Source organism: Mucilaginibacter sp., from assembly GCF_965277465.1.
Lineage (GTDB): Bacteria > Bacteroidota > Bacteroidia > Sphingobacteriales > Sphingobacteriaceae > Mucilaginibacter.
In genome coordinates, this window is record NZ_CBDICW010000001.1 from 2076846 (window position 1) to 2092179 (window position 15334).

Consider the following 15334-nt stretch of genomic DNA (forward strand, 5'->3'; position numbering starts at 1 on the left):
ATTAGTATTTACTGATGTTAAATACTAATTTTAAAACTTCAATAATTGCTTGCTGCCGCTAATGAAAATATCCCCCTTTAAAAATATATTTAATATCTTTTTGTTGGTACTGATTACCGGCTTAATGGCTGCTTGCAACAAAGCGCATATAAAACCCAATACTTTATCTGATAGTACCATTGCCAAAAACGATAGTATTGCAAAGGCTGATACACTGCCATCTTTTAACAGCCCTACGGGCCTGGCTATTGATGCTGCGGGCAACCTGTACGTGGCCGACTATGGCAATAACCTGATCCGCAAGATTGCGGCTGGTGGTGTGGTAAGTACTTTTGCAGGCAGTGGCACAGAGGGTTCTATAAATGCTTTGGGTGTTTTAGCGTCGTTTACCAGGCCAATGGGTATTGCTGTTGATGCATCAGGTAATTTATACGTGGCTGATTCGGGAAATGAGCTGATCCGTAAAATTAATTCGGCGGGCTTGGTGAGCACCCTCGCCGGGAGCGATTCCACAGGCTCTGCAAACGGGGCATCGCTGGCTGCTACTTTCTTTTCACCGTCGGGTGTTGCTGTTGATGCTTCTGGGAATGTTTATGTGGCAGATGCCGGGAATAACCAGATCCGTAAAATAACAACAGGCGGTACGGTAAGCACCTTAGCCGGGCTTGATACCTTAGGTATGCCTGCCATTATTAACCCAACAGGCGTAGCAGTTGATAATAGCGGCAATATTTTAGTAGCAAATTATTTAAATAACAATATATTATTGGTGAACAGCGCAGGTTCTGTAAGCCTGTTTGCCGGTACGGGACAAGGCTCTGCCAATGGGCCAGCAGCTTCGGCTTCGTTTTATTTACCTAACAGCGTGGCTGTTGATGCTGCCGGGAATGTTTATGTTGCCGATGGCGTAAATAACCTGATCCGCAAGATCAGTACTCCCCGCAATGTTACCACACTGGCTGGTAACGGCAGCGCAGGCGCGGTTGACAGTACCGGCGTAGCAGCCTCATTTAATGGCCCTGCCGGGTTAGCTGTTGATGTCGCAGGTAATGTATATGTAGCCGACTCCAACAATAACCTGATCCGCAAGATAACGCCAGCCGGGGTAGTTACCACCATTGCCGGAAGCGGGCAACAGGGGGCAAAAAATGGAATAGCAATCGCGCATAGTAATACTAAAGGACTAAAAGCTTTACCGAAAAACAGGGTGCAGGTTATTTATAAGACAGTAAGGAGGGGATCAGCCATTAGTCATTAGTTGGGGGTATAATTCGCCACACGGAAAATGCCTGGCAAACTAGTTTATCTGGCCGAACGCACCGTAGGTGTACAATATCGGTAGAAAAATATTATCCAATAGATCCTGCATGCAGTAGGTATACTACCTATCTGAGCGACATTCACCTTTATAAATATTGTTTCTTTTAAAATTCAAATTAAAAAAAACTTCGCCTAAAAAATATTTTTCAATCCGTCAATTATGCTTTCAAAAAACGTTGGGATGCTTAAGCCGTTGTGATAATTGAAATACATAAAAATGCCAAATATAATGATCGCAACAATTATAAACCGCTTAAACATATAGGCCAGTAAAAACAAGCCGCAGGGAATAGCCAGCAACAAGATCCAACTTATATGGAAGGGCGAAAGCTTCTCGTCGTGCTTATAAATATAATAGAGTATACCGTGGGAGCCGCTGTCGTTCTGGTGCTTGGCGTATAAAAAGGTCGATTTATTAATTTTATGCCTGTAAAATGCGGTGCCTTTATCAAAGTTCAGCGCTTCCTCAAAACCATTCATGGTAAAGGTAAAAACCCCGCTAACGTTTTCCTGTATATTACCCAGGGTATCGGTAGCAACTATGGCCACTTCGTTTTTGGCAAAGGGGTTTTCTTTAACAACAAAATGATTTATGGCCATTGCAGGCCCATCTGCCATTGCAAAGTTTGCTGAAACAAATACAAGGCAAAGTATTAATAATATTTTTTTCATTTGGTATAATGATGCTTTAAGCCCGGTTAAAAATAGACATTAAAGTTGATTGGCTAAACTGTTGCTGCTGTTTTAACAAAAAATCAGGTTGAAAATTAATATCTGCAGCAACTAAACTAATTTGGAATTATATATCTAACATCACAAAACAATTTGTACCATTGGGTGTAATATTCCCGGCTACTACAACGGCCTGAAACCTGCACTAAAGTGTATTTTTTTTATGAATGAATTAAGTATCGTTTTGGGCGATGTGCGCCCGGATTTGATAAAAGACGAAACCTTGCCGGATTTATTCCGGAGATCAGCGCAGGAACATGCAGGTAAAACGGCCCTCATTTTTCACGACGAATCATTAACCTACGCAGAGCTTGATCAATGGAGCGATGCTGTGGCAGCCTATCTTACAAAAAAGGGTATCGGCCGCAATGATAATGTAGGCGTTTGGTGGCAGCGTGGCCTTGAACTGCATACCATAATATTAGGCATAGTAAAAGCCGGTGCCGCTTATGTACCGGTTGACCGCGAGATCCCCGCCGAACGTGTTGAAGTTATTTTGCAGGAAGTTGGCGCCGCAGCATGTTTCAGTATGCAGCCATTGAATGTTGAGTGCCCAATGCTGGTAGCCCCACCAAGGCCATCTATAAATGGGTTTAAATTATCTGCTTCTGAAAATATAGGATCATATGGTCCTTTACCGGCTGACCGGGCTTATGTTTTATATACATCGGGCAGTACGGGCAAGCCAAAAGGCATACCTATAAGCCATGCACAGATTTGCCATTTGGTACGATCAGAGCAGAGTGTGATCGGTATTAAAGCCAGCGATAAGGTTTACCAGGGGTTCTCCGTATCGTTTGATATGTGGTGTGAAGAAACCTGGATCAGCTATTTTGTGGGGGCTACCTTATGGGTTGCAGATAATACCACCTCAAAAGCGATAGACGAACTTTCAGATACCCTGCGTAAAGAAAATATAACCATCCTGCATGCTGTGCCCAGCCTGTTGGCGGTTATGGAAGATAGCCTGCCGGCCATAAGATTGGTAAATGCCGGGGGCGAGGCCTGTACCCCACAGGTATTGGCCAAATGGTCAAAATCGGGCATGCAGTTTTTTAACAGCTACGGCCCTACCGAAACTACGGTTACCGCTACTATGGCCTCATTAGGCCCAACTGATCATATTGTAATAGGGCAGCCATTGCCTAACTATAATTTAGCAGTTGTTGACGATGCTCTGAACCTGGTACCCATTGGTGAAGCAGGCGAGCTGGTGATAACCGGCCCTGGCGTATCCAATGGTTATGTTAAACTGCCACAGCTTACCAAAGAGAAATTTGTAGCCAAACCGGCCTCATTAAATATTTTACCCGGTGATACCGTTTACCGCACCGGCGACATTGCCATTATTAATAAAGATGGCAGTGTGGATATGCAGGGCCGTATTGACGACCAGATTAAGCTGCGCGGTTACCGCATTGAGTTAGGAGAGATAGAAGTAAAAATAAATGAAATAGCAGGTGTACGCTCAGCCGCGGTTGCTGTGAAAAAAGATAACAGCGGGCAGGAGCATTTGGTAGGCTATGTAGTAACCGAAGGTTTGGCCTGTATTGATGAAGGTGTATTCAGGGTGGAGCTTTCAAAAACTTTACCATCGTACATGGTGCCATCAACCATTATGGTGCTGCCCGAGATGCCGAGGATGCCCAGCGGAAAAATAAACCGTAAAGCATTGCCAGTACCACCCATATTAATGGCTGATACAGGCGGCTCCATAACACTTGATTTGAATGCCCCGGTGGCCGACAGGATCCTTTCGGTATTGAACAGGATCTTTCCTAATAGAAATATCGATCCCTCGATGGATTTCTTTACTGATCTGGGGGGGCATTCACTATTAGCCGCTGGCTTTGTATCGCAACTAAGGCGCGATGCGGGTTTGCCAAATGCATCCTTAAAAGATGTTTACATCAACAGGCCGGTAAGTAAGCTGATTGATGTTTGGAGCACACAGCAGGAAGCCAAAGTAAAACCGAAACGCATCTTTAATAAAATTCCAGCTGTAAGGCATATAACCTGTTGGGCAGCGCAAACTGTTGCCTTATTAATTATTTATGGCTTGTTTGCTTTCCAGATATTTATCCCTTATCTGGGCTATTATTATGTAGACCAGGTTACCAGTAGTATAGCCTATTCTATACTTACTTCCTTATTGCTGTTCTCACTCATTCCGCCAATATTTACAGCTATTTGTATCGGCACAAAATGGATGGTGATAGGTAAAATGAAGGAGGGTGATTACCCGCTTTGGGGCACGTACTATTTCAGGTGGTGGTTTGTAAAAACCATGCAGCGCCTTTTACCTGCACAGTTTCTAAACGGTACGCCACTATACCCCGTTTACCTGCGCTGGTTAGGGATGAAAATATCCCCGGATGCACAGATGAGCGATTTCGCTTTTGGTGCCGAAGATCTGATCACCATTGGCAGCGATGTAAGCATCAGCTCACAAACCAATTTAAACAATGCTTTTGTTGAAGATGGGATGCTTAAGCTGCGAAAAATAACCCTTGGCGAACATGCTTATATCGGGAGCAGTGCCATTATTTCTGGCGATGCACACATGGAGGCCTGGGCCGAACTGCAGGATCTGAGCTTTTTACAACCCGGCAAAATTATTAAAGAGGGCGAAGTTTGGCAGGGTAGCCCCGCTCAGTTTAAAGAGAAAAAGAATATCGAGGATTTGCCGCAGCCGCTTGTAATATCTACCTACACCAGGCGCAAGTATAAAATCATATTTTCGCTTTCAATAGCCATATTCCCTTTTATAATCCTGTTGCCATTGCTGCCAACTATTATTGCTATCAACAAATTGGATAATGCTGCCGACGATTATGACTTTTCGTACATGATCATCGCCCCGGTATTGGCATTGATCTATATATTGCTTTTTGCAGGCGAAACCATTGTTTTAACCAGGTTGTTACAACGCAAGGTGGCACCGGGTAAATATTCGGTTTATTCTATGTTTTATGTGCGTAAGTGGTTTGCCGATCAGCTGATGTCATTAAGCCTCATTGTTTTACACCCCATTTATGCTACGGTATATGTAGCCAGCTTTTTCAGGGCCTTGGGGGCAAAAATTGGCAAGGATACCGAGATATCTACCGCCAGCAGTGTAACGCATCCGCTATTGGAAATTGGCGATGGTGCGTTTGTTGCCGATGCAGTTACCTTGGGCGAAGCCGATGTACGCGGCCAGCAGCTGATACTGAGTAAAACCATTATTGAAAGCAATAGCTTTGTGGGCAATAGCGCCCTTATCCCGCAGGGGTATCACCTAAAGGGTAATATGCTGATAGGGGTACTATCTACCCCGCCTGATGAGGCGCAATTAGCTGCAAATGATGCACGGGATTGGTTTGGTTCGCCGGCTATACCATTGCCGCGCAGGCAGGAGAGTAACCCTTTCCCGGCTGAGTTGACCATCCATCCTAAAACATCGCGTAAAATAGCCCGTGGTTTTGTGGAGTTTATCCGGATCATTTTGCCCGAAAGTGCCATTATCTGTTGCTCAATCCTGTTTATTGCCTATGGGCACGACCTGGTAACGCAGGAACCTTTATGGAAGATCATCCTGTATTTCCCATTTTATTACCTGTTTTATATGGGGATCCCTGCATTTTTGCTTACCGTATTTTTAAAATGGGTATTTATTGGCAAGTACAAACCCAAACAAAGGCCAATGTGGAGCTGGAATGTTTGGCGCAGCGAGGCCATCACTTCAACTTATGAGGCCTTATCTATCCCGTTTTTACTGGAGTATTTACAAGGTACACCCTGGCTGCCGCTAATGATGCGCCTGCTTGGCGTAAAAATTGGCAAACGTGTATTTATGAATACCACCGATATTACCGAATTTGATATGGTTACCATCTGTGATGATGCCGCCCTCAACGCGGATTGCGGCCCGCAGACCCACTTATTTGAGGATAGGGTAATGAAGGTTGGCTCGGTTAAAATAGGGGCAAGGACAAGCATTGGCGCTGGTACCATTATTTTATATGACAGCGAATTAGGTGATGATACCAATATTGAAGCATTATCATTAGTAATGAAAGGTGAACGCCTTTCTCCCGGAACCGACTGGACTGGTAGCCCGGTTAAACCGGCTTAGGGCAGTCATCAGTGATTCGTCAATTTATTTTTTGTGAGAGGTGCAATATTTGCGCCTCTCATTTTTTGTGGCGTGATGAAACATAGGTGCGAAGGCCTCTGTGCTCATCTTTTGAGGGCCTTTGGGTGGCAGTCATTTAACTATTTTAATTTTATTTCTCTAATTAACAGCTAATTACAAAAGTCCGGTAATATATTCTACTAAATCTATAGGATTTATATAATTAATCTATATCTTTGTATCAACAAATCGTTCTTTATACGCTCTTATCAAGAAAGACCGAGGGAAAAGGCCCTTTGACGTCTTAGCAACCTATACAACGTATAAGGTGCTAACTCCTTCTCCATTTATGGAGATAGATAGGTTATCCCGCCCCTCCGGTTCATCGATAAGTGATTAAGTAGTTTTTATTATAAAGTCGCGTGACCGAGAGGATAGGCTGGAGTCTGCAAAACCCCATACGGCAGTTCGAATCTGCCCGCGACGTCTATTATTTGACTGACCTCGAATATATTTTAGCTTTAAGTCCTGAGTCTGTAATCCTAAGCCTTCATTTTTATGAATGAAACTTTTGATTTAATACTTTGGGCTTTTGGCGCTTGTATTAAAGCCTATTTTATTAACGCCGATCCTTACAAATAGGATAATCCCTGCAAATGCGATTGCTCATAGTAAAAAGGTACAAATCCCTCATCGGCTAACTCACAACTTACCTGCATTGAGGTAAAGCTCACATTACCGAAAATATTGGCAATAGCTGTATCGGCAGCGTCGCGGCCTGAAGCTATTTTTACAAGCCCGTTTAGCGGTACTAGCCTTGTGGCATCAAACAAAACCCAGTCGTTACCAATATAAGCCTCAAAGCAGGCATGAAAATCGGCAGGTACTAAGTGATAGGCATAGCCCGTAAAGTAGCGTGCAGGTATAGTTAAGGCGCGGCAAAGTGCTATCCCTAAGTGTGCAAAATCCCGGCAAACACCTGCCTGCTCGGTAACGGTATCAAATGCCGAAGTTTGCGAATTGGTTGATCCGCTCAGGTACTGTACGTTTGTATGGATCCAGTTGGTTAGGGTTGATACCTTTTCAAAAGGATTTTCGATGTGGCCAAAAAGATTATTAGCTAAGCGGTAAAGCTTGTCCGACTGGCAATAACGGCTGGGGTAGAGGTACGGGAAAACCGAATGATCCATCAGTGCTACCGGAATTTCATCTATTTTAGTGAAATCCTTTATCGCACAAAAATTATCAATAGTGGCTTTATATACCACTTTTATTGAAGTCCCGTTTTCAACCTCAAACCTTACTACCCGGTTCTCATTTTGGGCCGATACCAGTTCTTCTACTTTTATATAGGGTTCTATATTGAATGATTCGCTGATAACTGCCTGGTGTGGTGTCCGTAGTGCATGGATGTTTAATATAATAGTACCAGCCGACCGGGCAGTATATTCCATCTCTGTAAAGACATCAAATTTCATGAGTATGCAGTGTTTTTAATAAATGTGCGACCAAAATCTTTATAAATATGCTATGGTCAGCAGCATATTAATTGTTATTTGGAATGGTAGAAAGATTGAGTAAAACCTTCAATATATTGTAGTCTTAATCCATCTTGTCAAAGGCAGAATCCATCCAATCTTCTGATATATGCCCCAATGCGGCCTTTAATTCTTCGGCCCATTGGGTCGATATATATTCCAGATCCTTTTTTTCGTACCGTTTTTCAATAATATGAAAGCTATCCTTACGGTATAGGGCTACATCAATAGGGAAATCAACATTGTTTGAACTTACCCTGGTTGAATCAAAGGATAAAAAACCCGTTTTTAGGGATAGCTTTAAACTTGAATTTTCATCCAATATACGGTTCAAAATAGCCTTCCCATGCCCCGAGTTACCAATAATTACATACGGTGCGCCTGAGCCAAGCTCAACCCAGTTACCTTCGGGATATAGCAGGAATAATTTATGTTCCTCATCATCCTTAAGCTGCCCGCCAATAATGGTGTTAAGGTCAAATTTAAAACCGGCCTTTTCCAAAGCTGTTTTATCTTCAAGTGCAACTCTTTTCACCTGCTCGCCAAAGGCATTAACTGCCTTGTATAATTTATTGAACTCGGTAGTTTCCATCAGCTCAGTAAAATAAACAAGTGCCTTATCACGTACACTCCTTAATCCACTGGTCATAATAAAAAGAGAAAACTTATCTTTTTGTTCTATAGTTATTTTCTTTTTTATGGTGGTATCAGTTCCGGATGTTATACGGGTATCGGCAATGGCTAACAAGCCCTCTTTAACCTTTATTCCTAAGCAATAAGTCATTTTATAATGGTGAGTATGTTATAAATTTTGGAGCAGCCAAAATACCTAAATAAAGCAGAAGTTGAAATATAGTTGAAAACAAGGAGCCTGCTGCTATTAAAATAAACTTGTTATCTAAGATGATTAACTATTTCGCCAACAATTTCTTTTGTATACATGTTCCAAAGTTCAAGCGGCGCAGCATCAGGAATAAATTGGGTAATGGCAAATTTACCGTTCCCGGCAAAATAGTTGCAGGGGTAGGGTGTAACGTCCATTTGGGCCCGTTTAAAAATACCAAGCGAACGGCGCATGTGAAAGCCCGATGTAACCAGCAGATAAGGGCCGGCAAGATGTTTTTTCTCTAATATCACTTTTGAAAATGCGGCGTTTTCGAGTGTGTTACGGCTTTTGTTTTCAACCACAATACAGCTATCTGGTATATGCATTGCTCTTAGCTGGCCATAAACCCAATCGCTTTCGGCAAAATTATCAGGGTAAAAGGTGCCATTGCCACCTGATATTAATAAATGCGATACTTTACCTGTTTGCAACAATTTAAGCCCTTGTATAAACCTATCGGCCGATGTATTAAAAAAGCCTTTGCCGTTGGCATCCTCGCCTGCAAACCCGCCTAATACAATAGCGCAGCTATACTGGCTGGCTTTTAATGGCACAGGGTAAATGTCCCAGTTGCGGGCAAATACATTTAATATAAAAGGGTTGGAGAATATGAGCAGCAATATTGCAGAAATAATTAAACAGCGATGTTTCAACCGTGTGTTTTTGATCACCAGTCCGGCTATAAAAAAAGCTACTATCCACGTAAATGGCAATATAAAGATGAGCAGCACCTTTGAAAAGATAAAAAACATACCAGTTAACTATTTGCAATAAAAATAGCTTTTTTAACGCTTTGTTAGCCTACTTAAAGTAAAATCAGTTCTCAATCGTCTTTATTAGTAAATAAGGAAGTGTATAACGAATGACTGATAAGTCTGATAAAAATATAATAAAAGCAATAAGCGACTATGGGAAGAGCCTTTTTAACTTTATACGTGGAAGGGTAACTACCGAAGCCGACGCAGAAGATATTTTGCAGGATGTTTGGTACCAGCTAAGCAATATAAATGATACTGATGATATTGACCAGTTGCGTGGCTGGTTGTTTAAGGTGGCCCGCAATAAAATTATAGATAAAAGCCGTAAAAAAAAGGAAGACCTGATTGATGACCTGGTTTACCAGGATGATGAGGACGAATATAATTTTGCCGAGCTGTTAATACTTGACGACAGTGACCCAGAATCCGAGTATATAAAGGATCTGTTTTGGCAGGAACTTTTTACCGCTCTTGATGAACTGCCCGAAAACCAGAAGCAGGTATTTATTTGGAACGAGTTGGAAGATAAAACCCTGCAGCAAATTGCTGATGAAACCGGCGAAAAGCTAAAGACCATTATATCAAGAAAGGGTTATGCTGTAAAATATTTGCGCCGCCGCCTTGAATATTTATATAATGAGTTTTTAGATTATTAATATCAATAGATTTGTACAGGATCATATAACCCTGTACAATGAAACGCAAGCTGTTATTTGCAATATTTTTTATAATGGCCATACTGTTGCTCAGCGCTGCATTAATGCTGTTGTGGAATTACCTGCTGCCACAGATAGCGCATTTACCACGCATTACCTACTGGCAGGCGCTTGGGTTGCTGGTATTGTGCCGCATCCTTTTCGGGCGATTTCGTTTCGGTAATTTATTTGGTGGCCGGCCGGGAGGTGAGCCTAATCTTTTGGGAACTAACGAGCGCAATAAATCTGCCTTTAAAGAAGAGTGGCGTAAAAGATGCGAAATGCGTAAACAGCATTAAGCATATAGTTTTTCTGGTTGAGATCTCTATCTTAAAAAAATTAAATTCTTTTAAAGTAATTTTCTTAGGCATCCGTCTTCATCAGTAGAAAGGCATTAAAGCCCGACTTTAAAAAAAGACAAAATGTTTAGAGAACATAATTCAGCAAGAGGCGCACGAGGTTGCGGCCCTGCACACGGAAAACACGGCCATTTCAGAGGAGAGCACTTTCACAGGCCAAAATACAGTTTGCCAATAAATATTGCAGACAATGAAACCAATTTTGAGGTTTATGTATATGCACTTGGTTACGTTAAGGAAAATATCAAGATCTCGGTTCAGGATGATGTGTTGTACATAAGTGGTACCCGCACCGTTGATGAAGAGAACCTGCCAAACTTCAGCAAGCAGGAATACCCGATCCGCTCATTTGAAAGAATGCTGAGCCTTAACGGCCAGGTTGATGCTGCCAATATCACAGCAAAACAGAACGATGGTGTATTGATCATCACCCTGCCAAAAAATGCCGATGCAACAAAACCATCGCAGGAAATTAAGGTAAATTAATAATCCTATTATCCCCTCGTCATTACGAGGCACGAAGCAATCACTAACTACACAGAGCCGCTTTGCAGGTTTGAGCCTTTCAATTCGCTCTGATTTTAGTAGGGGATTGCTTCGTCGTTCCTTCTCGCAAGGAAGAGGTTGGGCAATAATCCTATCTCTCCACGCGTCATTGCGACGAAGGAAGCAATCACTAACTATACAGAGGCGCTTTGCAGGTTTGAGCCTTTCAATTCACTCTGATTAGTAGGGGATTGCTTTGTCGTTCCTCCTTGCAAGGACGAGGTGGATTAGGATATAGTCAACATTAAAACCCGGTATCCCTCAGTTTAATATAATCGTCAAGCGTACGGATATTGCTTAGGTTTTTGCTTTTTACCTTTTGGATATAGGCAACACTAACACCATGATCTTTTAACTCCTGTGCTTCATCGAGCGATAAGTTTTTAAAGCCCAGCGCCTGTATCCCCTTTATAAAATCGGGGTTAACACCATGATCGCGCAGATCCTGCGCACGGTCAAGGCTCACATCTTTATATCCCATTTGCTGTAAACTGTTAATATATGCAGGGCTTACGCCATGATCGCGAAGCTCTGTTGCTTTATCAAGCGGGATATTCTTATAACCTATTTTAATAAATGCATTAATAAAATCCGGGCTCACCCCATGATCGCGCAGCTCCAGTACGTTATCCAGCGGGATCTTCGTATAACCTACCTGTTGAAAGCTATTTACAAATGCTGCATTTACACCATGCTCGTGCAGTTCAATAATTTTAGCTAAAGGCTGATGCCCGTAACCTTGGGCCTTAAAAAGGTCAAAATATTCAGCCAATGTTTTGTGGCTCAGATCCTGCCGGGCAAGATCCATAAATTCATCATTAGTGATGCTGGCGTAACCATTGTTTTTCAGGTAGTCGAAATAGCCATGGTTAATGTCGGTAAGAATAACATCCACTATTAACTCCTCATCAAGCCCTTTAAAGCCTTTATCTGCCAGGTAGTTTTTAAACGCTGCATTTACCTCAACCTTATATGTTCCATGGCCCCAATGGTTATCAAAAATTCCGTTTAGTGATAGCTTCCCTGCTTCACGGTTAATGGTAACTGTTCCGGCTTTGCCAACGGGGGGCAGGGTGCCTAATTCTGCCAGCATGAAAGTTCTGCCGGTATTCCAATCCCCGCCTGCAAAGTTAATATGTACCTGGGTGCCATTAATAACGGCATCCCATGAACCGGGCCTTCGGCTGTTGCCCCAATCATCATTTTCCCTAATTTCTTTTGCCGCTTTCTGCTGCGAAAATGTGCTGCCTGCAAATACTATGGTGAGCACAACAAGGGCTAAACTGCCTATAAATATCTTTTTCATATTGGTATTAGTTGAAAGCATTTTTTAGCTGGATGTATTTGCGTAATTCTTTTGAGTTAAAGCCTTTGCCGCGCATTTCGGTAACGTAGGCCGGCGTAACACCTGTTGCCTTTAAGGATGATAGCTCACTCAGTGGTATGTCATCAAAACCAAGGTCTTTAAATCCTTTTACATAGCCTGAAGTTATCCCTAATGCTTTTAATGATGTTAATGAACTAACCGGGATGTTTTTGTAGCCAACCGCTTCAAAGCTTTTAACATACTCGTCGTTAACGCCTAATGCTTTTAACGAGCTCAGCTGGTTAACGCTCAAATCTTTATAGCCAATGGCATCAAAGCCTTTTATATAATCGGGGGTAATACTTAATGCTTTAAGAGTTGTAAGGTTATTGACGCTCAGGTTTTTGTAGCCAATATCTTCAAAGCCCTTTATAAAGCCGGCATTAATATCCAATGATTTTAGGGAGGTAAGGTTGTTGGCCGTAAGGTCATGATAGCCAAGCGACTGGTAGCCTTTTATAAACTCGGGCGTAACGTTGAGAGATTTAAAGGTTACCAGGTTGCGCATCGTAAGATCATTATAGCCAATGCTTTTAAAACCCTTCACAAAATCGGGAGTTATGCCCATTGATTTCATGGTGGTTAATTCGCGGTAAGGAATGTTCTTATAACCAATGGCCGCGAATGATTGTACATAAGCCGAATCAATATCCATTGCCTTAAAGCTTGATAGCTCATTAGCCGATGGTAATTTATTACTTTCGGAACCGTAATCATCCTTTAGTTTGGCTTTTTTAATGCCGTTTATATAATCGCCGGTTATGTGCTGCGCCTTAAAGCTGATGAGTTGGTTAAAGGTAAGATCGGTGTACCCAGCCTTGCGGATGTCGCTTACATAAGCACCATCAATATGCAATGCCTTGCCCGATACCAATTGATTTGGGGTTAGATCATTAAAGCCGTTCTTTTTCCACATTTGTATATAGGGTTCATCCACCTTAAGTGCTGCCATTGAGATCAGTTGATTGCGGGTAAGTCCGTTAAAACCATTCCTTTTCAACATAGCTACATAGTCTTTTTTTATGTCGATCATAAAGAAAGAGAACTGATCACGATCCCTTAGGTCGGTTATCCCTTCTTTGCTTAAAAAGGCAGCAAAATCTTTATCAGGTGTAAATTTATAATGACCGTAGCCTTCATCACCATCAAATTTGCCGTTAAATACAACTGTTCCGGCTTCTCTTTTCAACGAAAACTCTCCTTTTTGATCTTTGGGCAAGGATGGGAAATCACTTAACGGAAAGGTTGAACTGCTTGACCAGTTGTGCTCATTATTATCATCGCTGCTTTTAAATTCAATATCTACTTTATCAGCTTTTATGGTAGCAAACCAGTCACCTTCGGTACGGTCATCATCGCTCCATTTAGCTTGCTGATCAACATTTGTTTTGGTTTTAACCTTTGCTTTCGCGGTGGTTTGTGCCAGTGCTGCAGGGTCATTGAGTGCGCATGCCAGTACGCCTAATAGTGGCACCAGGAAAAAATACTTCCACATAATGTGGATGTTTGATTTTTTAGCGTTCATCATAACAATTCGTTTTTTTAAGAGTGATTGGTTGTAGTTTGTAGTAATCCCTAATGATAAATGAGGAGCCGATACCTTTAAAAGGCTCATTTGGTAGCTTTGCTTTTCAACTTCTTTATGCTCCAATACGGCATCGTCGGTTAAAAACTCTAAGTTGTTTTCCAGCTCGGTACGGTAAAGCCAGGCAAAGGGGTTAAACCATTGCAGTACCAAAACAAGCTCGGCAATTAAAATATCAAGGCTGTGGCCCTGTTGTATATGTACCTTTTCGTGCAGTAATATTTGGCTGTAGGTTTCCCAGTCGTATTTTTCAGGGTTAATAAAAATATTATTGCCAAAAGAGCATGGGGCCTTATCGCCGGTAAGTTCAATAATGCGGAAACGGCCATCCTTAATAACAGGCTTGGTATAGGCCTGGTAAAGCAGTACAACAAGTTGTAACAACAGGTTTAAGCCAAACGCAGCAACCCCCATCCAGTATAAATAAAACCCCCATTTAATAGCTTGCTGCATTACGGGTACATTTTGCACAGTTGCCGCAACCTTATCTTTTAATATTGATGAGGGGGCAATTATAACTGTTTTTGCTTCGGGCTTTACGGCTTTAATATTACTTAAAGCCTCATTTTGCTGTTGTGCTGCAATGGTATTATCAATAGCTATGGGCTGCTGTATAACGGCTTCAACTGATTTGGGGCTGTCCCTGAAAGTCCACTTCTGGGGTATGCGGATAAGTGGCAGCGCAAATGAAAGCGCCAGGCAAAAAACCAATACTACCCGGTTAAGGCGGTAAAAGGTTTCCCTTTGCAAAAGCACTTTATAAAACAATAAACAAACTGAAATTAGCAAGGCAACATGTAAAATGTAGGGTATCATTTTTTTTGTGATTTAATGAGGTTTACTATTTCGTTTAATTCCTCGTCTGATATTTTTTGCTCTTTGGCGAAAAATGCCAGCATGCTTGGATAGGAGTTATCAAAGTATTGGCTCACAATATCCTTCATGGCATGCTTTTGATATTCGTCTTTTGATATGACTGCCGAATAGCGGAAAATGTTGCCAATTATTTCATGTCCTAAAAATCCTTTATCCTCTAATATCTTTACCAAAGTAGCAATGGTATTATAGTGCGGCTTCGGATCGGGCATTTCCTGGATGATCTCCTTTATAAAAGCATTTTCCAACTGCCATACAGCCTGCATTATTTGTTCTTCCCTTTTAGCCAGTTTTTGCATCTCGATTTAATTTTTTATAAAAGTGATACTAATTTTTTAGTATTGCAACTAATTGATTAGTAGTGCTACTAATTTATTAGTAATAATTATTTAAGTTGTTGATTTACAGACATAAAAAATAATACATCAGATCCAAATAATACATAGCTAATGATGGCTTAATTGCTCATCAGCTTTATTGGTGAAATATCACGTAAGGGTAATAACCGTCCGCAAGCGGACAATAACTATAATGTATCCGAACGTAAATAAAATTG

The 15334-nt window shown here is 41.7% G+C and carries 12 protein-coding genes and 1 riboswitch; of the genes, 5 read left to right on the forward strand and 7 right to left on the reverse strand.

What is annotated here, in order from left to right; genetic code table 11:
- Positions 1-124: 124 nt before the first annotated feature.
- Positions 125-1258 (forward strand): NHL repeat-containing protein, encoded by a 1134-nt coding sequence (locus tag ACQY4U_RS09450; RefSeq protein WP_428329144.1) that lies wholly within the window; start codon positions 125-127, stop codon positions 1256-1258.
- 194 nt (positions 1259-1452) lie between these two features.
- Here the strand turns inward: ACQY4U_RS09450 and ACQY4U_RS09455 are convergent, their stop codons facing one another.
- Positions 1453-1992 carry a hypothetical protein gene (locus tag ACQY4U_RS09455; RefSeq protein WP_428329145.1) on the reverse strand — a complete coding sequence of 180 codons (540 nt, stop codon included), beginning with the start codon at positions 1990-1992 and terminating at the stop codon, positions 1453-1455.
- Between the two features lie 223 nt (positions 1993-2215).
- Here ACQY4U_RS09455 and ACQY4U_RS09460 point away from each other — a divergent pair, with 223 nt between their 5' ends.
- A complete protein-coding gene (locus tag ACQY4U_RS09460; protein WP_428329146.1) occupies positions 2216-6169 on the forward strand; it encodes a Pls/PosA family non-ribosomal peptide synthetase in 3954 nt (1317 codons plus the stop codon).
- A 263-nt stretch (positions 6170-6432) separates the two neighbouring features.
- A riboswitch (SAM riboswitch) is annotated at positions 6433-6535 on the forward strand.
- Positions 6536-6801: 266 nt separating this feature from the next.
- Here the strand turns inward: ACQY4U_RS09460 and ACQY4U_RS09465 are convergent.
- From ACQY4U_RS09465 to ACQY4U_RS09475, 3 genes are all read right to left on the reverse strand, one after another.
- Positions 6802-7647, reverse strand: coding sequence for a transglutaminase-like domain-containing protein (locus ACQY4U_RS09465; RefSeq protein WP_428329147.1), 846 nt, complete (start codon positions 7645-7647; stop codon positions 6802-6804).
- A 124-nt stretch (positions 7648-7771) separates the two neighbouring features.
- Entirely contained in the window at positions 7772-8491 is a 720-nt protein-coding gene (locus tag ACQY4U_RS09470; RefSeq protein WP_428329148.1) for a peptidase, read from the reverse strand.
- 110 nt (positions 8492-8601) lie between these two features.
- The gene (locus tag ACQY4U_RS09475) at positions 8602-9345 is read right to left on the reverse strand and encodes a YdcF family protein (protein ID WP_428329149.1); all 744 of its coding nucleotides are present in this window, start codon (positions 9343-9345) and stop codon (positions 8602-8604) included.
- A 110-nt stretch (positions 9346-9455) separates the two neighbouring features.
- Here ACQY4U_RS09475 and ACQY4U_RS09480 point away from each other — a divergent pair, with 110 nt between their 5' ends.
- From ACQY4U_RS09480 to ACQY4U_RS09490, 3 genes are all read left to right on the forward strand, one after another.
- Entirely contained in the window at positions 9456-10007 is a 552-nt protein-coding gene (locus ACQY4U_RS09480; RefSeq protein ID WP_428329150.1) for an RNA polymerase sigma factor, read from the forward strand.
- Between the two features lie 38 nt (positions 10008-10045).
- A complete protein-coding gene (locus ACQY4U_RS09485) occupies positions 10046-10345 on the forward strand; it encodes a hypothetical protein (RefSeq protein ID WP_428329151.1) in 300 nt (99 codons plus the stop codon).
- A gap of 123 nt (positions 10346-10468) precedes the next feature.
- The gene (locus tag ACQY4U_RS09490) at positions 10469-10891 is read left to right on the forward strand and encodes an Hsp20/alpha crystallin family protein (protein WP_428329152.1); all 423 of its coding nucleotides are present in this window, start codon (positions 10469-10471) and stop codon (positions 10889-10891) included.
- Positions 10892-11195: 304 nt separating this feature from the next.
- On the opposite strand, the gene ACQY4U_RS09495 is transcribed toward ACQY4U_RS09490, so the two are convergent.
- Genes ACQY4U_RS09495 through ACQY4U_RS09505 form a run of 3 tightly spaced genes read right to left on the reverse strand, consistent with a single transcriptional unit; the run spans position 11196 to position 15077 of the window.
- Entirely contained in the window at positions 11196-12257 is a 1062-nt protein-coding gene (locus tag ACQY4U_RS09495; RefSeq protein WP_428329153.1) for a hypothetical protein, read from the reverse strand.
- Positions 12258-12264: 7 nt separating this feature from the next.
- A complete protein-coding gene (locus ACQY4U_RS09500; protein WP_428329154.1) occupies positions 12265-14718 on the reverse strand; it encodes a M56 family metallopeptidase in 2454 nt (817 codons plus the stop codon).
- Complete coding sequence (locus tag ACQY4U_RS09505; RefSeq protein ID WP_428329155.1) at positions 14715-15077, reverse strand: BlaI/MecI/CopY family transcriptional regulator; 363 nt, start codon at positions 15075-15077, stop codon at positions 14715-14717. Before ACQY4U_RS09505 ends, ACQY4U_RS09500 begins: the two co-directional genes overlap by 4 nt.
- Positions 15078-15334: the final 257 nt, after the last annotated feature.